At 72.7% G+C, this 23434-nt stretch carries 22 protein-coding genes; 12 read left to right on the plus strand and 10 right to left on the minus strand.

Going from position 1 to position 23434, the window contains the following annotated elements:
• Nucleotides 1–20: 20 nt before the first annotated feature.
• Nucleotides 21–794 carry a hypothetical protein gene (locus tag B0I32_RS11785; protein WP_181307274.1) on the plus strand — a complete coding sequence of 258 codons (774 nt, stop codon included), beginning with the start codon at nt 21–23 and terminating at the stop codon, nt 792–794.
• Between the two features lie 50 nt (nt 795–844).
• Nucleotides 845–1708, plus strand: a complete 864-nt coding sequence (locus B0I32_RS11790; protein ID WP_106237731.1) for a DUF2268 domain-containing putative Zn-dependent protease — start codon at nt 845–847, stop codon at nt 1706–1708.
• A gap of 61 nt (nt 1709–1769) precedes the next feature.
• On the opposite strand, the gene B0I32_RS11795 is transcribed toward B0I32_RS11790, so the two are convergent.
• The gene (locus tag B0I32_RS11795) at nt 1770–2423 is read right to left on the minus strand and encodes a response regulator transcription factor (RefSeq protein WP_106237734.1); all 654 of its coding nucleotides are present in this window, start codon (nt 2421–2423) and stop codon (nt 1770–1772) included.
• Nucleotides 2420–3787, minus strand: a complete 1368-nt coding sequence (locus B0I32_RS11800) for a sensor histidine kinase (protein ID WP_245955769.1) — start codon at nt 3785–3787, stop codon at nt 2420–2422. The genes B0I32_RS11795 and B0I32_RS11800 overlap by 4 nt, the downstream gene beginning before the upstream one ends.
• Before the next feature lie 352 nt (nt 3788–4139).
• Here B0I32_RS11800 and B0I32_RS11805 point away from each other — a divergent pair, with 352 nt between their 5' ends.
• Together B0I32_RS11805 and B0I32_RS11810 are read left to right on the plus strand one after the other, a co-directional pair.
• On the plus strand, nt 4140–5027 hold the full coding sequence (locus B0I32_RS11805) for a polysaccharide deacetylase family protein (RefSeq protein ID WP_106237739.1): 888 nt from the start codon (nt 4140–4142) through the stop codon (nt 5025–5027).
• Between the two features lie 107 nt (nt 5028–5134).
• On the plus strand, nt 5135–5425 hold the full coding sequence (locus tag B0I32_RS11810; RefSeq protein ID WP_106237741.1) for a DUF3040 domain-containing protein: 291 nt from the start codon (nt 5135–5137) through the stop codon (nt 5423–5425).
• Between the two features lie 5 nt (nt 5426–5430).
• Here the strand turns inward: B0I32_RS11810 and B0I32_RS11815 are convergent, their stop codons facing one another.
• The 3 genes from B0I32_RS11815 to B0I32_RS11825 all read right to left on the minus strand — a co-directional run bounded on the left by B0I32_RS11815 (nt 5431) and on the right by B0I32_RS11825 (nt 7351).
• Nucleotides 5431–6111, minus strand: a complete 681-nt coding sequence (locus B0I32_RS11815) for a DUF4142 domain-containing protein (RefSeq protein ID WP_106237743.1) — start codon at nt 6109–6111, stop codon at nt 5431–5433.
• A gap of 132 nt (nt 6112–6243) precedes the next feature.
• Nucleotides 6244–6663 carry an HIT family protein gene (locus tag B0I32_RS11820; RefSeq protein WP_106237745.1) on the minus strand — a complete coding sequence of 140 codons (420 nt, stop codon included), beginning with the start codon at nt 6661–6663 and terminating at the stop codon, nt 6244–6246.
• Nucleotides 6626–7351, minus strand: coding sequence for an HAD family hydrolase (locus B0I32_RS11825; RefSeq protein WP_219911735.1), 726 nt, complete (start codon nt 7349–7351; stop codon nt 6626–6628). The genes B0I32_RS11820 and B0I32_RS11825 overlap by 38 nt, the downstream gene beginning before the upstream one ends.
• A gap of 125 nt (nt 7352–7476) precedes the next feature.
• On the opposite strand from B0I32_RS11825, the gene B0I32_RS11830 reads away from it, so the two are divergent.
• The gene (locus B0I32_RS11830; protein WP_106237747.1) at nt 7477–8577 is read left to right on the plus strand and encodes an NADH:flavin oxidoreductase/NADH oxidase; all 1101 of its coding nucleotides are present in this window, start codon (nt 7477–7479) and stop codon (nt 8575–8577) included.
• 9 nt (nt 8578–8586) lie between these two features.
• Here B0I32_RS11830 and B0I32_RS11835 read toward each other — a convergent pair whose 3' ends face one another.
• From B0I32_RS11835 to B0I32_RS11850, 4 genes are read right to left on the minus strand one after another with little or no spacing between them, the layout of a single operon-like run.
• Nucleotides 8587–11148, minus strand: a complete 2562-nt coding sequence (locus B0I32_RS11835) for a glycoside hydrolase family 78 protein (protein WP_106237749.1) — start codon at nt 11146–11148, stop codon at nt 8587–8589.
• A gap of 8 nt (nt 11149–11156) precedes the next feature.
• Nucleotides 11157–11984 (minus strand): carbohydrate ABC transporter permease, encoded by an 828-nt coding sequence (locus tag B0I32_RS11840; RefSeq protein WP_106237751.1) that lies wholly within the window; start codon nt 11982–11984, stop codon nt 11157–11159.
• Nucleotides 11981–12910: a carbohydrate ABC transporter permease gene (locus B0I32_RS11845; RefSeq protein WP_219911736.1), complete on the minus strand. Its 930-nt coding sequence runs from the start codon at nt 12908–12910 to the stop codon at nt 11981–11983. The genes B0I32_RS11840 and B0I32_RS11845 overlap by 4 nt, the downstream gene beginning before the upstream one ends.
• Complete coding sequence (locus tag B0I32_RS11850; protein ID WP_219911737.1) at nt 12907–14220, minus strand: ABC transporter substrate-binding protein; 1314 nt, start codon at nt 14218–14220, stop codon at nt 12907–12909. Before B0I32_RS11850 ends, B0I32_RS11845 begins: the two co-directional genes overlap by 4 nt.
• Nucleotides 14221–14454: 234 nt before the next feature.
• On the opposite strand from B0I32_RS11850, the gene B0I32_RS11855 reads away from it, so the two are divergent.
• From B0I32_RS11855 to B0I32_RS11870, 4 genes are all read left to right on the plus strand, one after another.
• Complete coding sequence (locus B0I32_RS11855; protein WP_106237753.1) at nt 14455–15483, plus strand: LacI family DNA-binding transcriptional regulator; 1029 nt, start codon at nt 14455–14457, stop codon at nt 15481–15483.
• A gap of 163 nt (nt 15484–15646) precedes the next feature.
• Nucleotides 15647–17797: a SpoIIE family protein phosphatase gene (locus B0I32_RS11860; protein WP_219911738.1), complete on the plus strand. Its 2151-nt coding sequence runs from the start codon at nt 15647–15649 to the stop codon at nt 17795–17797.
• A 114-nt stretch (nt 17798–17911) separates the two neighbouring features.
• On the plus strand, nt 17912–19249 hold the full coding sequence (locus B0I32_RS11865; protein ID WP_106238280.1) for a cytochrome P450: 1338 nt from the start codon (nt 17912–17914) through the stop codon (nt 19247–19249).
• A 66-nt stretch (nt 19250–19315) separates the two neighbouring features.
• Complete coding sequence (locus tag B0I32_RS11870; RefSeq protein ID WP_245955770.1) at nt 19316–19651, plus strand: VOC family protein; 336 nt, start codon at nt 19316–19318, stop codon at nt 19649–19651.
• 69 nt (nt 19652–19720) lie between these two features.
• Here B0I32_RS11870 and B0I32_RS11875 read toward each other — a convergent pair whose 3' ends face one another.
• Nucleotides 19721–20380, minus strand: a complete 660-nt coding sequence (locus B0I32_RS11875; RefSeq protein ID WP_219911739.1) for a TetR/AcrR family transcriptional regulator — start codon at nt 20378–20380, stop codon at nt 19721–19723.
• A gap of 116 nt (nt 20381–20496) precedes the next feature.
• Here B0I32_RS11875 and B0I32_RS11880 point away from each other — a divergent pair, with 116 nt between their 5' ends.
• From B0I32_RS11880 to B0I32_RS11890, 3 genes are read left to right on the plus strand one after another with little or no spacing between them, the layout of a single operon-like run.
• On the plus strand, nt 20497–21654 hold the full coding sequence (locus tag B0I32_RS11880; RefSeq protein ID WP_245955771.1) for an amidohydrolase family protein: 1158 nt from the start codon (nt 20497–20499) through the stop codon (nt 21652–21654).
• Nucleotides 21655–21674: 20 nt separating this feature from the next.
• Complete coding sequence (locus tag B0I32_RS11885; protein WP_181307276.1) at nt 21675–22166, plus strand: MarR family winged helix-turn-helix transcriptional regulator; 492 nt, start codon at nt 21675–21677, stop codon at nt 22164–22166.
• Complete coding sequence (locus B0I32_RS11890) at nt 22163–23422, plus strand: MFS transporter (protein WP_106237763.1); 1260 nt, start codon at nt 22163–22165, stop codon at nt 23420–23422. Before B0I32_RS11885 ends, B0I32_RS11890 begins: the two co-directional genes overlap by 4 nt.
• Nucleotides 23423–23434: the final 12 nt, after the last annotated feature.

Here is a 23434-nt window from a genome sequence, read left to right on the forward strand (position 1 = left end):
GACGCCACGTCTGTGCTTTCATGGCAAACGTGGCAAGTCCCCTGCAGTACGGTGATCCGCCCGGGCTCGGTCCCTACGTGGTGCAGGCACGCCTGCACGCGGCACCCGCCGGGTTCGTCTACCTGGCGCAGTCGCCCGACGGGCGGGCCGTGTCGCTGGCCGTGCTCACCCGGGGGGCCGCGTACGACGCCGCGGCGCGCGATCGGTTCGTCACCGCGATCAGGGAGGCCGGCGGGCGCGAGCGTTCCGGGTTGCGCGGCCGGCTGGGGCGTCCCGGGCGGTCGCGGGGCGCGGTGCTGGACGGCGCGCCGGAGGTGCTGGCGTACGAGGGTGGGCGGGCGCCGTGGGTGGCGGTGCCGTACGCGCCGGGGCAGCCGGGGGCCGAGTGGTTCCTCGATCCGGTCATGGTGGGCGGGACGTTCATCGGGGCGGCGCACGGGCCCGACTTCGTCCCGTACTGGCTGACCGACCGCGCGCCGGCGCTTCCGGGTCCGGGGCGTCCGCCCAGGCCGCTGACCGAGACGCGCAAGCGGGTGCTGCTGGCGGCGCTGACCCTGGTGCTGCTGCTCCTGCTGGTGACGGTCATCCTGCTGGTGATGCTGCTCGGGCGGCGCGACAGCGAGCCGCAGCCGCGGCAGCTGCCGCCCACGGTGTTCGTGCCGACGCCGCCGCCGACGCCCGAGACGCCGATGCCGCAGCCTTCGCCGTCGCAGTCGCCGTCACCGAGTCAGAGCGGGCCGAGCACGCCGGGCCGCTCGCCGGGGGAGGACCCGGGCGATGAGGCGCCGCTCTGACGGTTAATCCGGTTGAGTCTCACGTAACGTGAGGCTTTAGCGTCGCCGGCATGGAATTCATCGTTCACGACACGCTGACGGCGATGGCCGATCTGCTGGAGCAGCCGCTGGAGCGGCGGCCCGGCCTGTTGCGGGAGGTGCTGGCGCCCATCCGCGAGGTGATCCCGATGCCCGGCGACATCGTCGACATCCACCAGCAGGGCGGCGGCTTCCTGGTCGACACCGAGGACCCGCGTTACCTGCCCGCCGTGCGGCGCATGATCGAGGCCGACGTGCTCGGGCAGGTGCGGCACGAGCTGGAACGGGCCTCAGAGCGGCTGCACGGGGCCAAGCAGGTCGAATCGCTGCAGATCATGTTCATGATGGGCAACCCTGACAACGAGCACCTGATGACGACGGCCGGCGGCTACTACGGCATGGGCGGCGCGCCCGGCTGGCTCTACCTGCTGGCCTGGCCGTCGGAGGAGGTGCTCGGGCGGATCTGTCATCTGGCGGTGCACGAGTTCCACCACAACGTGCGCTACACCAACGTCGAGTGGAACCCGGTCACGGTGACCGTCGGCGAGCACGTGGTGGCCGAGGGGCTGGCCGAGGCGTTCGTCAGGGAACTGTCGGGGGCCGAGGCGATGGGGCCGTGGTCGTCGATGGTGCAAGGGGAGGCGTTCGACCGGGCGTACGAGCTGATCATGGCCGATTTCGATCTGGCCGGGATGCAGCACACGTCGGCGTACGTGCTGGGTGACAGCGCCATGGTCCGTTTCGGGCAGGAGCCGCGCGGCATTCCTGACATGGCGGGATACGCGGTCGGGCTGAACCTGGTGGACCGGGCGCTGGCCGCCACCGGGCTGAGCGCGGCGGAGGCGACCGTGCTGCCCGTCGCCGAGCTCATGCGGCGCGGCGGGATCCGTCCTTAGCCGGACGGGAGCCGTCGCCGAGCGGACGGGTGCTCCGTCGGTCGAGGCGGGTGTTCCGTCGTCAGTCGGACGGAGACACGAAGCCCGACTCGTAGGCGGCGATCACGGCCTGGGTGCGATCACGGGCGCCCAGCTTGGCCAGCACGTTGCCCACGTGCGTCTTGACCGTCTCCTGGCTGACGACCAGATCGGCCGCGATCTCCTGGTTCGACAGGCCCTTGGTCATGAGGCGCAGCACGTCGCCCTCGCGGCCGGTCAGGCGGTCGATGCCGGGCACGCGGGCGGGGGAGGGGCTCGGAGTGCGGCGGCCGGCCAGTCTCCTGATCGCGGCGGGGAACAGCAGCGACTCGCCCGACGCGACCAGCCGTACGGCCTGGACCAGATCGTCCGGACGCGTGCGCTTGAGCAGGAAGCCGCTGGCCCCGGCCAGCAGCGCGTCGTAGACGTGGTCGTCGTTCTCGAACGTGGTCACCACCAGCACCTTGGGCGGCTCGTCCAGCGCCATCAGCCGCTCGGTGGCGCGGATGCCGTCGAGGGCGGGCATGCGCACGTCCATGAGAACGACGTCGGGCCGCTCCCGGCGCACCACGGGCAGCACCGCGGCGCCGTCGGCGGCCTCACCGACCACGCTGAGATCCGGCTCGGCGTCGAGGATGACGCGCAGACCGGCCCGGATGAGGTCCTCGTCGTCGGCGATCACGACTCTGAGTGTCATGCACCCGACCGTAGCGGGAGGCGGGCGGTGACCTGCCATCCGGCGTCGGTCGGGCCCGCCTGGAGGTCGCCGCGCAGCAGCCGTACGCGTTCGCGCATGCCCGCCACGCCCCTGCCTCCGGTCCGGGTCGCGCTGCCGTGGCGGCCGTCGTTGGCGACCTCCAGGCGCAGCTCGCCGTCCTCGACGGCGGCGGTCAGGCGCACGGGGCCGCGGCCGTGCCTGATCGCGTTCGTCAGGGCCTCTTGCAGGATCCGGTACGCCTCCCGCGACACCATGGCCGGCACCCCCGACAGATCGCCGACGTCCTGGTGCACCTCGGCTCCCGAGGCGTCCACGAGCGTACCGAGATCGGCCAGCGTCGCCTGAGGCGCGCGCCGGCCCGGCTGCGGCACGCGCGGACTCGCGTCCCCGTCAGGCGTCTCCCCATCAGATGTCTCCCCGTCAGGCGCCTTCCGGCCGGGCGTCTCCCCGTCAGGCGCCTCCTCATACGCGGCGCCGGCTGGGGAGCTTCCACGGGCCTTCTCGCGGTGGTCGCGTTCCGGTGCGGCAGCAGGACGGGGTTCCTCGCCGTGGCGCAGAACGCCGAGGACGTGGTCGAGGTCCTCCAGGGCGGCGCGGGCCGAATGCTCGATCGCGGCCAGCGCGGTCCTGGCCGTGCCCGGATCGCGGTCGAGGACCTTCCCCGCGGCGGCGGCCTGCAGAGTGACGACGCTGAGCGCGTGTCCCACCGAGTCGTGCAGTTCGCGGGCCAGCCGGTTGCGCTCGGCCAGCGTCCTGGCCCGTTCTTCGGCGGCGGCCAGCCGTTCGGACGGAGTGGGGCCGAGCAGGACGGGCGCCAGCCTGGCCAGCAGTTCGCCCGCGCCCGCCGCGAGCACGACCAGCGCCGCCAGCAGCGCCAGCCCGGCCAGCGCCCAGCCCACGGCGGGCCGGCCGGGGGCGACGTCCATGCCGAGCATCCTCGTCCCCCCGGTGAACGGGAGGGCGAGCGTGAACATCGTGAACGGCACGATCGCCAGCGTGCAGCCGCTGACCACGCCGCCGACGCCCAGGTGCAGCGTGAACCAGGCGGCGGTGCGCCGCCGTTCCTCCCAGGACCTGCCCGCCTGCCGCGGCGGCGTCTCCACCCGCGCCCCGAGCAGGCCCTGCGCCGCGTTGAGCTCCAGCGCCCGCACCGGCAGGAACAGCCCGGTCACGGCCACCACGGGCAGCATCGCGACGAACACGCCCACCTCGAGCGGCAGCAGCAGGTCGGCCGGTCGGCCGCGCACCAGGCCCGAGATCAGCACCCCGACCATCATGTACGGCATCAGCAGCGCCCCGCCCAGGATGAGGCACGCCCATCGGCGAGGCAGGTTCCTTCTCACGCCAGCGATTGTATGCCGAGGCGAATTCGCGGCCCGGCGAGGGCTTATCAGTAATCCAGAGGAATGCACCCGTAATTTCGTCGGAATGCCGCCTGAAAAGCAGCCGAGAATGGCGTCCTTCATAGCGGGGGATGGTGCACGACCTGCCTTGACCAGTTGGCGGATTGCCGCCCGAAGCGAGCGCCGCCGTCCTCGGCCGGGAGGCAGTAAGGAGATCGGCGCGAAGTCGCTGCTGCCAGGTGGCCGAGGATCCGGCGCGCGGCACGACGCCGACCCGAATTCGCCAGGCGGGAATGGCGTCCCGCGGCATGACCCGGTTCGTTATCCGGATATATCGGGTTATCGTCGCGTCATGACCGAACAGCAGCCCTGGCAGTGGGACGAGCCCACGTGGCGTGGCCACGTCGAGCGCGTGCGTGCCGGGCGGAGCCTGCGCCCCAGCTCCTGGCCCGGCGGCGCCCGCGTCGCCGTCGCCCTCTCCTTCGACTCCGACCACGAGACGCTCCCGCTGCGCGACGGCGAGACCCGGCCGGGCCGGCTCTCCCAGGGCGAGTACGGCTCCCGCGCCGCCGCCCCGCGCATCCTGCGCCTGCTGGAACAGCACCGCATCCCCGCCTCGTTCTTCGTGCCGGCGGTCTCGGCGCTGCTGCACCCCGGCGAGGTACGCGACTACGCCGCCGCCGGCCACGAGGTCGCCCTGCACGGCTGGATCCACGAACGCAACCTGCTGCTCGACCCGGCCACCGAGCGCGAGCTGGCCTTCCGCGCCGCCGACACCCTGGAACGGCTCTCCGGCACCCGCCCCGTGGGCCTGCGCACCCCGTCGTGGGACTTCTCCGACCACACCCTCGCCATCACCCGCGAGCTGGGCCTGCGGTACGACTCCTCGCTCATGGCCGACGACGAGCCGTACGAGCTGCTGGCCGACGGCGAGCCGACCGGCGTGGTGGAGATCCCGGTCGAGTGGATCAGGGACGACGCGCCGTACCTGAGGATGGACCCGCAGACGGGGAGCCGGCCGTACACGCCGCCGCGGCAGGTGGCCGGGATCTGGCGCGACGAGTTCGACGCCGCCCTCGCGGAGGGCGGCCTGTTCCAGCTCACCATGCACCCGCACGTCATCGGCCACCGCTCCCGGATGATCGCGCTGAGCGGGCTGGTCGAGCACATCGGCGCGCACGACGGCGTCTGGTACGCCACCCACGCCGAGGTCGCCGCGTACGTCTGGGAGCACGCGTGACCGGGCGTGCGGCATCACAGCTTTATTGCAGTATGCAACGTTCACTTCATGCGGCATGCTGAGTGCGGCTGAATGGTCAGTCACCGGCCGTCGAGGGGATGTGAGGCATGGGCCTTTCCGGGGAGGAGAGCCGCGCGCTCGAGGAGATGGACGCGCGCCTGTCGAGGGAGGATCCCGAACTCGACGCGTTGCTGTCCGGAGCCTCCTCGGCGCGCAGGCGGGGGCCTCGCGGGCGGGACGGTCTTCTCCAGGTGTGGCTCATGCTGATGCTGCTGACCTGCGCCGTCTTCATGATGGGCATCGTCCTGATGCTGTCGTCGGGGGAGTACGCCTGCGCCGACGCGCAGTCCCGTGCCTGCGAGAACCCCGCTGACGCCAAGGTGCGGCTGCAGCGTTAGCCGGGTCAGGTGGCGGGCGGGGAGGGGAAGCTCGCCGGGGTGGTCAGGCCGGTGCTCTCCAGCAGGCGCTGGTGGTTGAGCACCGCGCTGTTGCACTGCTCGGCGAAGCGGCGGATCAGCGTGTTCTGGGTGCTGCCGCGGACCGCGCCGATCAGGCCGAAGATCTGGCCGTGGGCCAGCCGCAGCCATTTGACGTACGTGGCGTCGTAGGCGGCCCCCGACTTGCTGGAGATGTCGCTCATCCAGGACTGCTGCTGCGCCGTGGGCTTCACCGGCAGCTTGATCTCCAGCTTCGAGGCCGCCTCCCGTACCCGGCGGTCGAGGGTGTGGTGCTGGGACGCGATCGTCTCGCTGACCTCACGCACCCGGGCGGTGCTGGCCCGCTGCACCGCGTCCTGCGCCATGGGCATCTCCCACAGGCTGGCCAGCCGTACCTTGCGGACGAGCTCCTGGTCGGCCTCCGACAGGGGCCCCCATTCCGTCTGCCGGGTCGCGGGTTCCGTCTCCTCCTCCTCGGCGGGGGAGGAGGCCGGGTCGTCCGGCTCCGCGGTGATGCCGGCGGTGGCCGTGCTGAGGGCGGCCACGTCCGAGACGGGCGTCGGCGTGTAGGTGGTGCAGGCGCTCGTCGAGCAGAGCAGGCCGATGCCACAGACGATGATGACGTGACGGCTACGGCGGATTCGCATGGCCACCTCTTCCGGGGGTCGGGGATGTGGCCGCCCTGCGGCGCTGGTCACTCATGGATACGCAGCGGAGGTGAGCAGTGTTCATAGCAGTGTGCAAGATTTGCATCGCGCAACTCGTGCCGCCGCCCGCGGCTACCGCCCGCGCGCCGCGCTGACCCGTTCCAGCACCTCTCGCAGCTCCTCCGGCGCGGCCCGGCGGCAGTTCCACATCACCCGCGCGTCGTCGCCGTGCCAGCGCGGGACGACGTGGGCGTGGAAGTGGAAGACCTCCTGCCCGGCCGCCGCTCCGGTTGCGTGCGTGACGGACATCCCGTCCGGGGCCAGCGCCGTCCGCAGCAGGGCGCTCACGCGATGCACCAGCCGGGCCACCTCGGCGAAGCCGTGTTCCGGCAGGTCCCACAGGTCCCGCGCGTGATCGCGGGGCACGACCAGGGTGTGGCCCGGTGTGGCGGGGGCGATGGTCAGGAACGCCACCGCGTGCTCGTCCTCCAGGACCCGGTAGGCGGGGGCCCGGTCAGCGACGATCTCGCAGAAGACGCATCTCTCCTTCATCCCTACGATGATCGCACCCGGCCGCCGCCGGGGTCTCCAGGTGGGCGACGGTGTGGACCAGGTCGGGGAAGGCGTCGAGGAAGGCGTCCACGTGGTGCGGGGCGAAGTCGGCGCGTTGCCGCAGGCCGCTCTGCAGGCAGGCGGCGAAGCGCAGGCCCGCGCCGTTGGCGGCCTGGGCGTCGCCGGGGGAGTCGCCCACGTACAGGCACTGCCGGGGCTCCAGGCCGGTGGCGGCGAGCAGTTCGTCGAAGGCGCGGGCGTCGGGCTTGCCGTGGCGGACGTTGCCGGCGTGGTAGACGGCGGCGATCCGCCCCGCCAGCGCGTGGCCGGGCGCCATGAGGTGCTCCATCTCCGCCTCGGTGCGTGAGGTGAGCAGCATGAGGCTGCGGCCGGCGGCGGCGAGTTCGTCGAGGGCGCGCAGGTTATCCGGCGCGACGACGTCCAGCCGGCCGGCCGCCACGTACGCCCTGAGCACCTCCGGATAGACGGCGGTGAAGGCGTCGAGATCGAGGCCGGGCGAGCGCCGCGGCATCGCCTGGAGCAGGGGCTGCCCCCAGGTGGCCACGTGCGCGGCCCGGGACATGGGCTCGCGGCCGAGGCGCGCGAGCACGTCGTTCTCCAGGTCGAAGCAGGCGGCCTCGGTGAGGCAGAGGGTGTCGTCGACGTCGAGCACTACCGCGCGGATCACAGGGGCCAAGATAGCGGGCCGCGGATCTGCCGCCACAGCCAGGGGAAATTGCGTGCGCGGCTAGTCGCGGATATAAATAGAAGGCGTGTGCAAGTAAATCATGAGTACTGACGAGGAGCATCCCCGTGGCCGCCCTGCTCACCCCGTACGACCTCAGGTCACTGACCATCCCCAACCGGATCTGGATGGCCCCGATGTGCCAGTACAGTGCCGCGCCGGAGGGGGAGTCGGCCGGCGCGCCGACCGACTGGCACCTCTCGCACCTGGGCGCCCGCGCCACCGGCGGCACCGGCCTGGTCATGACCGAGGCCACCGCGGTTAGCCCGGAAGGCCGCATCTCACCCTATGACCTCGGCATCTGGAACGACGTCCAGGTGGACGCCTTCCGCCGGATCACCGCGTTCATCAGGACGCAGGGCTCCGTCCCGGCCGTCCAGCTCGCCCACGCCGGCCGCAAGGCCTCGACCGAACGCACCTGGGTCGAGCAGGGCCGCCCGCTCAAGCCCGGCGAGCCGCACGCCTGGATCCCGTTCGGCCCCAGCGCCGTCCCGTTCGGCCCGGAGTCGACGACCCCGCAGGAGCTGACCGCGGACGGGATCGGCGAGGTCGTCGGGCAGTTCGCCGCCGCCGCCCGGCGGGCGCTCGCGGCCGGGTTCGAGGTGGCCGAGATCCACGGCGCCCACGGCTACCTCCTCCACGAGTTCCTCTCCCCGCACAGCAACCACCGCACCGACGGGTACGGCGGCACGTTCGAGGGCCGGATCCGCCTCGCCCTGGAGGTCGTGGACGCCGTCCGCGCCGTGTGGCCGGACGACCTGCCCGTCTTCTTCCGCGTCTCGGCCACCGACTGGCTCACCGAGAACGCGGAGGACGAGCGCGACGGCTGGACGGCCGACGACACCGTACGGTTCGCCAAGCACCTGCACGCCCGCGGCGTCGACCTGCTGGACGTCTCCAGCGGCGGCAACGCCCCCGGCGCCAGGGTGGTGACCGGCCCCGGCTACCAGGTGCCCTTCGCCGAGCGGGTCCGCGACGAGGTCGGCATGCCCGTGGCGGCGGTCGGCGAGATCACCGAGCCCGCCCAGGCCGAGGAGATCGTCGCCGCGGGCCGGGCGGACGCGGTCCTGCTCGGCCGCGAGCTCCTGCGCGACCCGTACTGGGCCCGCCGCGCCGCCGGGGAACTGGGCGGGCGGGTCGCCGTCCCCGCCCAGTACCACCGCGCCTGAGCCGGGCCGTCAGCTCACGAACGTGTGGGTGCCCGCCCCCACCTCCCGCGGCTCCGCCCCCGGCAGCTCCACCAGCGCCGACGTGCCCGGCGGCACGGTGGCCTCGACGGTCAGCGTGCCGCCGTCCGTGGTCCAGGAGACCGCGGCCGGCCCGTACGGCGTGTCCAGCCGGGCCGAGGCGTGCGTCAGCCCGCCGCCGGGACGGGGCGCGATGCGCAGCCGCCGGTAGCCGGGCTCGGCCGGGGCCAGGCCGGCCACCGTGCGGTGCAGGAAGTCGGCCACGGCCCCGAGGGCGTAGTGGTTGAAGGAGGTCATCTCGCCCGGGTTGATCCGGCCGTCGGGCAGCATGCTGTCCCAGCGCTCCCAGACGGTGGTCGCGCCCATCGTCACCGGATACAGCCACGACGGGCACTCGCGCTGCGTGAGCAGGGCGTACGCGGTGTCGTACGCGCCGACCGAGCACAGGGCGTCGCAGACGAGCGGGGTGCCGACGAACCCGGTGCCGATGCGGTGGTCGTCGGCGGCGACCAGCTCCACGAGCCGCCGCCCGGCCCGCTCGCGCTGCTCGGGCCCGTCGAGCAGGTCCAGGTGCAGGGCGAGGGCGTAGGCGGTCTGGGTGTCGCAGGCCAGCCGGCCCGACGGGGTGACGAACTCGCGGCGGAAGGCCGCCCGCACCTCGCCCGCGAGGGCCGCGTAGCGGGCGGCGTCGCCGGAGTGGCCGAGCAGCGCCGCCGCGTCGGCGAGGACGCGGGCCGACCAGGCGTGGCAGGCGGTGGCCACGAGCGCGTGATCGGTGCGCGCCCGGCCCGGGTGCTCAGGGGGAGCGGCGGGGTCGAGCCAGTCGCCGAACTGGAAGCCCTCGTCCCACAGATGGTCGTGGGTGAGGCCGGCGACCTGGTCCACCCACGCGGTCATGCTCGCGTACTGGGCGGCCAGCACGCCCAGGTCGCCGGTGCGCTCGTAGAGCACCCACGGGACGAGCACGGCCGCGTCACCCCAGGCGGCGGTGGGCGTGGGGGCGGACTTCAGCTCGACCCACGGCACGTAGGGCGGCACGGTGCCCGCCTGCGCCTGGTCGGCCGCCAGGTCGGCGAGCCACGACGTCAGCGGCCCCGCGCAGGCGTACAGGAACGCGGCGGCAGGGGCGAAGACCTGGATGTCGCCGGTCCAGCCGAGCCGCTCGTCGCGTTGCGGGCAGTCGGTGGGCAGGCCGACGTAGTTGCCGCGCATGCTCCACCGCACGTTGTCGTGCAGCCGGTTGAGCAGCGGGTCGGAGCAGGTGAAGTCGCCGGCGGCGCGCATGTCGGTGTGGCAGACGACGGCCTCGACGGCGGCTTCTGCGGCGGCGGGGTCCAGCTCGCCCGGCCAGTCGTCGATCTGGGCGTAGCGGAAGCCGTGCGTGGTGAAGCGCGGCTCGTAGGTCTCCAGGAAGGCGTCGCCGCGCAGCGTGTACCGGTCGAGGGCGGCGGCGCCGCGCAGCGGCCGCACCCCGAGCGCGCCGTCCTCCAGGACCTCGGCGTGGCGCAACGTGATCGTGTGCCCGGCGGGGCCCTGGACGCGGACGCGCAGGCGGCCGGCGATGTTCTGGCCGAAGTCGAGGATCGTCTCCCCTGACGGGCCGGTCAGGATCGCGGCCGGGCGCAGCGTCTCCGTCCTGCGGATGGGCGGGCCGGTGGGGGCGGCGAGCAGGGCGGCGTCGTGGGGGAGCGGGTCGGCGGGCAGCCAGGAGGAGTCGTCGAAGCCGGGCTCCGACCAGCCGGCCGGGAGCAGGCGGGCGTCGTGGTGCTCGCCGTCGTACAGGCTCGCCGCGGTGACGGGGCCGCTCGCACAGCGCCAGGAGCCGTCGGTGGTCACCACGTCGGTGCCGCCGCCGGCGTAGGTGATCTCCAGCTGGGCGATGAGCGCCGTGCGGTCGCCGTAGACGCCGGTCCTGCCGCCGGCGAAGCCGATGCGGCCGCGGTACCAGCCGTCGGCCAGGGTGGCGCCGAGCGCGTTGCCGCCCTCGCGCAGCAGGCCGGTCACGTCGTGGGTGCGGTAGAGCAGCCGGTGGCCGTAGCTGCTCCAGCCGGGCGCGAGCACGTCGTCGCCGACCACGCGGCCGTTGAGCTCGATCTCGTACGTGCCGTGCGCGCTCACGTACAGGCGGGCCCGCTCGACCGGGGCGCGGGCGGTGAACTCGCGGCGCAGCAGCGGCGCGGGCCCGTCCGGCGCGTCCAGCAGCTCCAGCGGCGGCGCGGCGGCGTCCGCCCGCCAGTCGGCCGGATCCAGCAGGCCGGCCTCCGCGTAGGACCAGTCGCTCCACGCGCCGGCCGAGCCGTCGGCGCCGTGCACGCGCACCCGCGCGCCGCGCCGCTCGCGCGACCGCAGCGGCGCGCCCGGCCAGGGCACGAGCACCGAGTCCCGCGACTCGATCCGGCCGGTGGCGGTGCCGTCGCTCAGCTCGATCTCGTACGCGGCCTGCCGCCACCCGGGCAGGTCGGTGGTCACGGTCCAGGACAGGCGGGGCGAGGCCTCACCGATGCCGAGAAGGTCGTCGTGGTGTTCGAAGGCAGGCGTGCTGACGTGTAGCAAGGCGCTCCTTAGCCCTTGACGGCGCCGGCGGTCATACCGGCGACGATCTTGCGGTTGAAGAAGATGAACAGCAGCAGCGGCGGGATCGTGATGAGCACGATGTCCATGAACAGCAGGTTCCACTGGGTGTTGTACTGGCTCTGGAAGTTGTAGAGGGTGACCTGCACGGTGGCGTTCTCGTCGCCGGGCAGCAGGTAGAGCGGGTTGACGAAGTCGTTGAAGATGTTCACCGAGCTGACCAGGATGACGGTGATGGTGACCGGCCGCAGCAGCGGGAAGATGACGCGGAAGAACAGGCGGAAGCCGCCACAGCCGTCGATCTGGGCGGCCTCGTCCAGCTCGCGCGGGATGGCCGCGATGAACGCCCGGAACAGCAGCATCGCGAACGACAGATGGAAGGACACCTCGGCCAGGATCATCCCCGGCAGGGTCTTGAACAGGCCGAGCGCCTGCAGCAGCCAGATGGTCGGCACGACCGCCGGCGGGATGATCAGCCCCGACAGCACGAGGAAGCCGGCCAGCCTGGACACCCGGCCGGGACGGCGCTGCAGCACGAACGCGGCCATCGACGCGAAGACGACCAGCAGCGCCACGGAGGCGACCGTGATGACGGTGCTGTTGACGTAGGCGCGCAGCAGCACGTAGTCGCGCGCCTCGACCACGGCGACGAAGTTCGCCACGATCGGCCAGTCGGTCGGCCAGGCGAAGTCGAGGTCGGTGGCCTGCGTCTGGTCCTTGACCGCCGTCAGCAGCATGAACGCGAACGGAACCAGGAAGATCACGGTGGCCAGCACCAGCGTGACCGATTCCGCGCCGAGCCTGCGCAGCGCCCTCATACGGCGACCTGCCTCTTGCCGAGGAAATGGTTGAGCGGCACGGCGATGACCGTGACGATGAGGAAGAGCAGCACGTTGCCCGCGGTCGACAGGCCGAAGAAACCGGCCTGATACTGCTTGTAGATGATCGAGGCGATGGTGTCGCTGGTGAAGCCGGGCCCGCCGCGGGTCATCGTCCAGATGAGGTCGAACGAGCGCAGCCCGCCGATGAACGACAGGATGATCACCGAGTACGTCGCCGGCCAGCTCAGCGGCAGCGTGATGTGCCGGAACCGGTGCCAGGCGCCGCCCCCGTCCACGGCCACGGCCTGGTAGTACTCCGTCGGGATCGACATGATGCCGGCGATGTAGATGACGGTGGCCAGCCCCACGCCCTTCCACACGTCCACCAGCGCCACCGACAACAGCGCAGTGGAGGCGTCGCCGAGCCAGTCGCGCCCGTCCACCCCCACCACCGCCAGCGCCTCGTTCACCAGGCCCGTGTCCGGCTTGAGGAGCATGCTGAAGGTGATGCCGACGGCCACCGTGGAGACCAGCGTCGGGAAGAACACCACCGAGCGCAGGAAGCCGCGCAGCCGCAGCCGCGAGGTGAGCAGCACGCCCAGCAGCAGCCCGAGCACGACCTTGAGCCCGCTGGTGAGCACCGCGTAGAACAGAGTGTTGCCGAAGCCGATGCTGAGGTTCTGCTCGGCCAGGAAGTCGCGGAAGTTGTCCAGGCCGACGAACGTGCTGTCGAACAGCGTCCACCGGGTGAGCGCGAAGTAGAAGGCCATGGCCGTCGGCACCAGGAAGATGACTCCGAAGACGACGGCGGCGGGCAGGTACAGCGCGTACGGGTAGGCCGCGTCGCGCCGGCGGCGGGAGGCACGGCCGGGGCCGGGGACCGGGCCGGGCCCCGTGCGGGGCCCGACGTGCTGCCTGGTCACCACCCCGCGAGACCCAGCTGCTTGGCCTGCTTCTCCACGTCCTTGTCGTACTGGGCGGCCCCCTCGGCGGGCGGCGTCAGCCCGGAGCCGACCGCGACCGTGATCTGCTCCAGCGACGGGCCCTTGACCGGGGAGACGAACTCCAGCGCCGGGGCCGTGGCGCCCTCGTCGACGTAGGCCTGCAGGTCCTTCGCGGCCTGGATGGCGTCCTCGGGCAGCTCGGCGCCCTTGATCCGGTACGGCCCCGTCGGCGGGACGGCCGCGGTGACCGCCTCGGCGGCCGGCGGCGAGGCGATGAACGCCAGGAACTTCTTGGCCGCCGCCACGTTCTCGCTCGTCTTGGCGATGTAGACGGCGGCCGGCTCCCAGACGGTGGCGCCGTTGCGTGACGCGTCGGGGCCCGGGATGCCGAAGAAGCCGACGTCCGTGGCCGCCTGCGGCAGCGTGGCGATCACCGGCGGCAGGGCGGAGCTGAGCATCGCGTAGTGGGCGCCCTTGCCCTCGGCCAGCATCTTGACGCCCTGATCGTTGGTCGCCGAGCCGAAGCCCTCGTTCAGGTAACCCTTGGCGTGCACCTCGGCCAGGTGCTCGAACCCGGCCTGGGCGGCCGGGGTGCCGGCGAACTTGACCTTGTTCGCGGTGTAGTCGCGGGCGAAGGCCGGCACCGCCGCTTGCACGTTGAAGAAGTCGCCGAGCACGAACAGCTGCGAGGTCCAGCTGTCCTTGAACGTGCCGATCACGGGGGTGATCCCGGCCGCCTTGATCGTGTCGTTGTTGGCCATGAACTCGGCCCAGGTTTTGGGCACCTTCAGCTTCAGGCGTTCGTAGATCTTGCGGTTGTAGAGGATGCCGCCGCCGGTCAGCGTGCCGGCGGGGACGCCGTACGCCTTGCCGTCCTGGCTCACCACCGGCAGGTAGTCCTGCTGCACGCCGGCCAGCACCGGGTCGCCGGTGAGGTCGACCATGGTCTGCGCGGGGTTGAGCGCCTGGAGCAGCGAGCCGGAGTTGTACCAGAACACATCCGACATGTCGCCCGTCGAGAGACGGGTCTTGACGATGTTGTCGCCCTCGCTGCCTCCCGGCCGCGTCTCCGTCTCGATCTTGATCTGGGGATTGGCCCGCATGAAGGCGTCCGTGAGCGCCTTGGCGGTGGCGGTGGTGCCCATGCTGTTGTCGACGAGGAACTTCAGCGTGACCGAGCCGTCGGCGGCCGGCCCCGAACCGGCGCCCGAGCCGGAGCCGCACGAGGTCAGGGCCGCCGTCGTGAGAACGGCCAGGGCCGCTCCCGCCATGCGGTGCGAGGTCTTCACAACGCCCCTCCGGGTTCGTTGAAACGTTTTAACCGTCCCCCGATGGGAGTTAACGTAAGCGTTACCTAGCAGGGCGTCAAGACTCGGATGGGGAACGGTCCCCGATCGACATCCCTGTCATCCCGGGCTTATGGACGGCTTTCCTGGGCTGGATGGGTAACGTTACCCACTCCTGATGGCCGTGCCGCGGGGCTCGTACAATCGAGCGGCGTCCGGTCGAACGAGAGGCGGCACATGGCCATACGGCAGCGCAGGGTGACGATCACCGATGTGGCCAGGCACGCCCAGGTGTCCACCACGGCGGTGTCGAAGGTGCTGCGCGACGCCTACGGCGTCAGCGAGGCGATGCGCCTCAAGGTGCGGGCCGCCATCGACGATCTCGGCTACCGCCCGCACAACGCGGCCCGCGCCATGCGCGGGCGCACCTTCACCATCGGCGTGCTGCTGCCGCACATCAGGAACCCGTTCTTCGCCGACATCATCGACGGCCTGACGGACGAGATCTCCGCCGGCGGCTACCAGGCCATCATGGTGCAGAGCGGCGGCCGCGACCCCGCCGCCGAGCGGCGCGCGAGCGACGCGCTGGTGGACCGGCAGGTGGACGGCGTCTTCTGGGTCGCCCCCGCCTGCGCCAGGGCCCAGCTCGAACAGCTGGCCGAGGACACCCCGCTCGTGGTGCTCGGCCGGCACGACCGCTCCTCCCGCTACGACTGCGTCCTCGACGACGACGAGGTCGGGGCCGAGCTGGCGGTCGAGCACCTCATCGGGCTCGGTCACCGCCGCATCGCGCACATCGCCGACTCCCTCGTGAGCCGCTCGACCGCCCTGCTGCAGACCATCAGGGCCGCCACGTACGAACGGGTGATGACCGAGCACGGCCTGGCCGGGCACATCGCCGTGGCCAGCACCTCCTACACCGAGGAGGGCGGCTACGCGGGCACCCGCGAGCTGCTGTCCCGCGACCCGCGCCCCACCGCCATCTTCGCCGGCTCCGACCAGGCCGCCTTCGGCGCCCTCGCGGCCGTGCACGAGGCCGGCCTGACCGTGCCCGGCGACATCTCCGTGGCCGGATACGACAACGCCCGCGTGACCGGGCTCGCGCACATCGCGCTGACCAGCGTCGACCAGGACGGCGCGCTCATGGGCCGGACGGCGGGCCGGCTGCTGCTCGAACGCATCGGCGGGCGCACCGCCGCGGTGCGTTTCTCGGTCACCCCCACCCTCGTCACCCGCCGTTCCACGGCGCCCCCGGGTCCGGAGTGATCGCGCGGGCTCGGGGGGGCGCACGCCGGACAAAGGGCCATATTCCTGCAAGTCCGTCGCCAAGATGTGGCAACGGCGGGTCTCGTCCCGGACACCGCTCCCTACGATTGAACCCATGACAGCTCCAACGGGTACGGCAGCGCAGGACGGATCGAGGTAGAGCGTGCGGAGCCGCGCTGACGAGCGGATCCGGCCGTACACGGCGGGGCTGGACGAGGCCTTGGCCCGGGTCGTCCGCGACACCACGGCGCACATCGGCGCTATCTACCTGCTCGGCCCGCGCGGCGACGCGACGGACGACGGGGAGCAGATCCTGCTGATGGAGGCGGAGATCGGCCTGCCCGGCCAGATCGTGAAGCCGTGGACCAGGATCAGGACGAACGCGAGCGCGCCGGTGGCGGCGGCGGTCCGCCGGCGCCGGCTGATCTGGGTGCCCGACCGCCAGGAGATGGCCGCCAGGTTCCCCGGGGCGGCGCTGGCGCTGCCGTACCGGTTCGCGTGCGTCGCCGTTCCCCTGTGGGACGGGTCCCGGCTGTGGGGGGCGCTGGTCCTGCTCTGGCCGGCCTCGCGCCCGGCCGAGCTGGCCGCCGCCGAGCGGGAGACCGTCGAGGCCGCCGCGCACAACATGGCCACCCTGCTGGCGCAGGCGGCCGACAGCGGGCACGCGCTGGAGCCCGCCGGCGAGCCGCGCGTGCTGCCGCAGGGGCGGGCCCTGATGCCGGAGCCGCATGCCGCCATGGCCGGCTACCTCGACCGGCTCAGGGGCGCCTGCGTCGCGCTCAACCTCGACGGCGTCATCACCTTCGCCGACGCGACCGCGGCCGCCCTGCTCGGCTCCGACGTGGCCGACCTGCGCGGGAAACCGCTGTGGGAGGTGGCCGCGTGGCTGAAGGACCCGGTCTTCGAGGACCGTTGCCGGGCCGCGGTGGTCAGCCAGGAGCTCACCTGGTGCACCGCCCGCCATCCCGACGGCCGCGAGCTGCGGTTCTGGCTCTATCCCGACCCGTCGGGCATCAGCCTGCGCATCACTCCCGCCGCGCAGGACGACCCGGCCAACGCCTACCCGCGCGATCCCTCCGCCGGCGCGGCGGGCATGCACCGGGTGGACGTCTACTACAACTTCCTGCACATGGTGGCGGGCCTGACCAGAGCCCTGAACGTCCGGGAGGCCGTCGACCTGATCGCCGACCACGTCATGCCGGTGTTCCGGGCCGCGGCCATGACGATCGTGATCGCCGAGGGCGGCCGGATGCGGATCGTCGGCTCCCACGGCTACCCGGCCGACGTGCTCGACAGGTTCGACGGGCTGCCCCTGAACGCGCCCACGCCCGTGGCGCAGGTCCTGCGCAGCGGCGAGCCGCTGTTCGCGGGCAGCTGGAGCGAGCTCGGCGAGCTCTATCCCGAGCTGAGCCGCGACGATCCGATGCAGGCGTGGGCGTTCCTGCCGCTGGCCGTCTCCGACGACATCTTCGGCACCTGCGTGCTCGCCTTCGACCAGCCCCACCCCTTCACCGCCGAGCAGCGCGCCACGCTCACCGCCCTGGCCGGGATGATGGGCCCGGCGCTCGACCGCGCCCTCGTCTACGACACCAAGGACCGGCTCTCCCACACCCTGCAGACCTCCCTGCTGCCCGGCAGCCTGCCCGAGATCGCCGGGCTGGAGGTGGCCGCCCGCTACGTGCCGGCCACGCGGGGCGTCGGCGTCGGCGGCGACTTCTACGACCTCATCAAACTCGACGACACCACCGTCGCGGCCGTCATCGCGGACGTCCAGGGACACAACATGACCGCCGCCGCGCTCATGGGCCAGGTCCGCACGGCCATCCACGCCCACGCCGCGACCGGCGCCGGCCCCGGCGACGTGCTCATGCACACCAACCGCCTGCTCATCGACCTGCGCGCCGACCTGTTCACCAGCTGCCTGCTCGTCTACATCAACCTGCGGCTGCGCACGCTCTGCGCGGCCAACGCGGGGCACCTCCCGCCGCTGCTGCGCCCGCCGAGCATGCCCGCCGAGGTCATCGACGTGCCACCCGGCGTCCTGCTCGGCATCGACTTCGACGCCGACTATCCCACCGTGCAGACGCCCTTCCCGCCCGGCGCCGTCCTGGCCCTCTACACCGACGGCCTGGTCGAGTCGCCGGGGACCGACCTCGACGAGGCCATCGGCGGGCTCGCCGCGCACCTCACCCGCGCCTGCGACGAGCCCCTCGAACACCTCACCGACGGCCTGCTCGACCACGCGCCCCACACCAGGCACCGCGCCGACGACATCGCGCTCCTGCTGCTCCAGCACCGCGCGGCGTGCGGCTGACCGCCGCAAAACGTGCACGAAACGCAATGATGCGCGCTATGTATGTTCGGTACGCTTGCGCCTTCGCCGGACGGGCGGGCCCGGGAGCGGCTCGCCCGGGAACAGGACGTGCCGATGACCGACAACAGCCTGACCGAGGAATCCCGCGCCGCCAACCCCACGGCGACGCGCGGAGTCCTGCCCGCGAACCTGGTCGAGCGGGCCGGCTGCCCGTTCGATCCGCCGTCGGGGCTGCGGGAACGGCGCGGGCGGGGCGCCGTCCAGCCGCTGCCGTTGGCGAACGGCGCGGCGGCCTGGCTGGTGACCGGCTTCGAGGAGGCCCGTACGGTCCTGGCGGACCCGCGCTTCAGCGCCGACAAGGTTCGCCACCGCGAGGCCATGTCGCTGCGGCCGCACGAGGTGGCCGACCTGGCGGCCGGGAAGGCGCCGCGGGCGCCGGCCGTCGAGAGCCGGCAGGACGGGCTCTTCGTGTTCATGGACCCGCCCGAGCACACCCGGATCCGGCGGCTGCTGACCGGCCAGTTCACGGTACGGCGGATGCGGGCCCTGGACAAGCGGGTCACCGAGATCGCCGTCGAGCACATCGAGGCGATGCGGGCCGCCGGGACCGAGGCCGACCTCGTCCCCGCGTTCGCCCTGCCGCTGCCCTCGCTGGTCATCTGCGAGCTGCTCGGCGTCGACTACGCCGACCGGGCCGAGTTCCAGGAACGCACCGCCGTCTCGCTCAACTCCGCCGCGCCGCCCGAGGCGCGGGCCGAGGCGGGCGCCGCGCTGCACGCGTTCATGCGCCGGTTCGTCGCGGACAAGCGCGCCCGTCCCGCCGACGACCTGCTTTCCGGCCTCATTCACGACGCCGACCCGCCGCTGACCGACGCCCAGCTCGTCGACATCGCCACCGTGCTGCTCGGCGCCGGCCACGAGACCACCGCGAACATGCTCGGCCTGGGCGCCTTCGCGCTGCTGGAGCACCCCGGCCAGCTCGGCGCGCTGCGTGACGATCCGGGACTGATCGACGACGCCGTCGAGGAACTGCTGCGGTATCTGTCGATCATCCAGCTCGGCGTCAGCCGGGTCACCACCGAGCCGGTCACCGTGGGCGGCGTGGACCTCCCCGCCGGCGCCACGGTCGTGATCGCCACGCCCGAGGTCAACCGCGACGAGCGGCACTGGGGCGACCCCGACCGGTTCGACGTGCGCCGCCCCCGCGCCTCGCACCTGGCCTTCGGGCACGGCATCCACCAGTGCCTGGGCCAGCAGCTGGCCCGGGTCGAGATGCGGATCGGCCTGCGCGAGCTGATCACCCGCCTGCCCGGCCTGCGCCTGGCCGTGCCCGCGGGACAGGTGCCGCTGCGTGACGAGATGCTCATCTTCGGCGTGCACTCCCTGCCCGTCACCTGGTCCTGGTCCCGATCGGCCGCTCCCGAGCCGGCGTCGCGGCAGGGCCGGCGATGAGTTTCCGCCGCCGCGGACGTCGGTACGGGTGACACATCGGCCCAGCACACGGATGAGGACCTGACAGTGGATCTCTTCGCCGGCATCCCCGTGACCGACTACGCGGCGGCCTCGCCCTGGTACGAGCGGTTCTTCGGGCGGCCGCCGTCGTTCCTGCCCAACGACATCGAGGCGGTGTGGGAGACGGCCGAGCACCGCTACGTCTACATCGTCCAGGACCCGCGGCGGGCGGGGAACGCCCTGGTGCTGCTGTACGTCGGCGACCTGGACGAGCGGGTCGCCGAGGTCGCGGGGCGGGGGATCGAGCCCGCGGAGCGGGAGACGTTCGACGGGGGCGCGACCAAGGTGATCTACCGGGACCCCGACGGCAACGAGATCAGCCTGGGCGGCGGCCCGGCCTGACCCGGCCGGTCCGGCGGCGCTACGACGCGGCCGGACCGGCGGCGCTCTGCCGCGGCCGGTTCGGCGAGGTCAGGGGTTCGGCCCGGCCGGGTGGCGGGGCGCGGTCAGCGGCAGGAGCACGTCGTCGACGACGGCGACGACGTCCTCCTCGCTCACGTGCCCCTTCTGCATCGTCTCGGTCAGGATCAGGCGCGGCCCGACGGACGCGATCAGCGGCGTCACCGCCGCCGGGTCCGCCTCGCCGCGCTCGGCGGCGGCGCGCAGCCGTCCGATGAGGATGTCCTGGTGGGGGACGATGACCAGGGTACGGACGGCGTCGTGCAGCTCCGGCGGGCGGCCCCGGTCGGTCAGCAGCGGGATGATGGCCCGGCCGCGCGGCTCGTCGAGCACCCGGGCCAGGCCGCCGAGCAGGGCGAGCAGGTCGCCGCGCAGGGTGCCGGTGTCGGGCACGGAGCTGTCGGCGAACCCCTCGACCGGATCGTTCATGGCGTCCAGCAGCAGCTCGGCGGGGCTCGGCCAGCGGCGGTAGAGCACCGACTTGCCGGTCCCCGCGCGGGGGGCGAGCTTGTCGAAGGCGAGCGCGTCGTACCCGTGCCGGGCCAGCTCCTCGAACGCGGCCCGGTAGATCGCCCTGGTCAGCGCCTCACCCCGCCTGCGGGTGGACCTGCCCGCCGAATCGGCGGCGGGGCGAGGTGCGGAGTCGGCGGAGTCGGCGGGATGCGGCAGCACGTCTCCGGTTATAGCCGACCCGGGCACGCGGCCGCGTTGGACATGCCAGCTCCCCGGGGACTAGCCTCACTCCATTAGAGGACAAATCTGTCCCTTATATGGAGGAGGGCTCCATCGTGAACGCATTCGCCCTGGTCAACGTGCGGGTCTTCGACGGGTGGCGGCTGACGGAGCCGACCACCGTCGTCGTCGAGAACGGGCTCATCGCCTCCGGGGCGGCGCGCGGCGAGCGGATCGACGCCCGGGGAGCCGTCCTGCTGCCCGGGCTGATCGACAGTCACGTCCACGTGCGCGACGCCCGCAGTAGGGACGCGCTGGCCCGCCACGGGGTGACCACCGGCCTGGACATGGCCTCCTGGCCGCCGGAGCTGATCGCCTCGCTGCGCGGCGCCACGGGCAGCGCCGATCTGCGCAGCGCCGGCCTGCCCGCCATCGGGCCCGATGGGTTGCACGCCCGCATGCTGGTCAAGGACCCCGAGGCCGTCGTCACCGACGCCCGCCAGGCCGAGGGCTGGGTCTCGGACCGGATCGCGGAGGGCGCGGACTACGTGAAGATCGTCATGGAGGAGCCCGGCGGAGGCGGCCTGGAGGCCGACGTGGCCAAGGCGATCGTGGACGCCGCCCACGCCCGAGGCCGGCGGGTGGTCGCGCACGCCGCCTCGGCCGGGGCGTACACGATGGCTCTCGACTCCGGCGCGGACGTCATCACCCACTGCCCGATCGGCGCCCCCGCCGACCCCGCCGACGTCACCCGCATGCGCACCGGGGGACGGGTGGCCGTCCCCACCCTGGTCATGATGAAGGCAGTGGCACGCTTCATCGGTGCCGGTGGTGCCGGTGGTGCCGGTGGTGCCGGTGCTTCTGACGGCTTCGCCGGGAGTATCGCGACCGTGGCCGCTCTGCACGCGGCCGGGGTGCCTGTTCTGGCCGGGACCGACGCCAACGCGGAACCCGGCGCCCCCTTCCAGGTCGAGCACGGTGCGAGCCTGCACCAGGAGCTGCGGCTGCTGGTCGAGGCCGGGCTGAGTCCCGCCGAGGCGTTGCGCGCGGCGACGTCCCTGCCCGCCCGGCACTTCTCCCTCGCCGACCGGGGGAGTATCGAGCCCGGCCGCCGGGCCGACCTCCTTCTCGTCGACGGCGACCCGCTGGCCGACATCGCCGCGACTGGGCACGTCCTGCGCGTGTGGTGCGCTGGCGTCCAACACGTCCCCCGCCTGAACCCGCCACCCGCCCCCGACCCGGTTACGGGGCCTCCCGGGGCACGGCATACATAAGCAGGTGATATAAGTTGCTTATGGATGTCGAACCCCCTGCTCAGCCCGTGGACGAGCTGGAGCTGGCGGTCGGGCTGGCCCGGATCAGGACGATGATGCGCCTGCTCGACGTCCCCAGGGACCTGTCGATCACGGCGCTGTCCACCCTCGCGAGCCTGGAACGCCTGGGCCCGCGCCGGCTCACCGACCTGGCCGTCATGGAGGGCGTCACGCAGCCCGCGATGACCCAGCTCGTCTCCCGGCTCGAACGGGAGGCGCTGGCCGAGCGCCAGCCCGACCCCTCCGACCGGCGCGTCGTCGTGGTCGCCATCACCCCGCACGGCCGCGCCGAGCTGGCCCGCCGCCGCGCGGTCCAGGCCAAGCGGCTGGCCGAGCTGCTGGCGGAGCTGCCCGGGGAAGACCGGGCCGCCATCGCCGCCGCGCTGCCGGCCCTCGAACGGCTGACCGCCCGGGCCTTCGGCCTCGCCGGACCCGCCGACCCCGCTGTCCCCTCCCCTGAGGTGAGTGAATGACCAGCCCCGCTCCCAGCCCGTTCCGCCAGCCCAAGGCCGTCTGGGCGGTCGCGTTCGCGTGCGTGATCTCCTTCATGGGGATCGGCCTCGTCGACCCGATCCTGCCCGCGATCTCCGCCGACCTGCACGCCTCGCCCAGCCAGGTGACGCTGCTGTTCACGAGTTACCTGGTCGTCATGGCCGTCGCGATGCTGGTCACCGGCTGGGTGTCGAGCCGCATCGGCGCCAAGTGGACGCTGATCGCCGGGCTCGTGCTGATCGTCGTGTTCAGCGCGCTGGCCGGCACCTCCGACAGCGTCGGCGGCATCATCGGCTTCCGCGCGGGCTGGGGGCTGGGCAACGCCCTGTTCGTGGCGACCTCCCTGGCCGTCATCGTGGCCGCCGCCAGCGGCGGCTTCAGCGGCGCGATCATCCTGTACGAGGCCGCGCTCGGCCTGGGCATCGCCATCGGCCCGCTGCTCGGCGGCGCGCTCGGCCACATCAGCTGGCGCGGCCCCTTCTACGGCGTCGCCGTGCTGATGACCGTCGCCCTGCTCGCCACGGTCATGCTGGTCCGCCCGCAGCCGAAACCCGCGCGCAAGACCTCCCTGCTCGACCCGCTCAAGGCCCTGCGCCACCGCGGCCTGCTGATCATGAGCCTGACGGCCCTCTGCTACAACTGGGGCTTCTTCACCGTGCTCGGCTACGCGCCCTTCCCCATGGAGCTGGACGCCATCCAGCTGGGCCTCGTCTTCACCGGCTGGGGCCTGATGGTGGCCATCTTCTCGGTGGCCGGCGCGCCCTGGCTGCAGCGCCGGCTGGGCCTGGCCCGCACGCTCTACGGCAACCTCGCGCTGTTCGCGGTGGTCATCTTCGTCATCGCCGTCTTCGTCGACAACCGGCCGGTGCTGATCGCCGCCGTGATCGTGGCGGGCGTCTTCATCGGCGTGAACAACACGCTGACCACGCAGGCCGTGATGATGGTCGCGCCGGTGGAACGGCCGGTGGCCTCGGCAGCGTACGGGTTCGTGCGCTTCATCGGCGGCGGCCTGGCGCCGTTCGCGGCCGGGCAGCTCGCCGAGCACTTCAACGTGCACGTGCCCTTCGTCATCGGCGCCTGCGCGATCCTCGTCGGCATCGCCATCCTCGCCACCGGCCACCGCGACCTGGTGCGCGCCGAGAGCAACCAGGCCCAGCTGGACGCCCACGCGGGCCGGGGCGAGCGGGACGCCGAGCTGTCCGAGGCCACCGAGGCAGCCACCGGCGCCCCGAGCTGAGCCGGCCGCGGC

It is taken from the genome of Nonomuraea fuscirosea (assembly GCF_003001935.1).
In the GTDB taxonomy this organism is placed as follows: domain Bacteria; phylum Actinomycetota; class Actinomycetes; order Streptosporangiales; family Streptosporangiaceae; genus Nonomuraea; species Nonomuraea fuscirosea.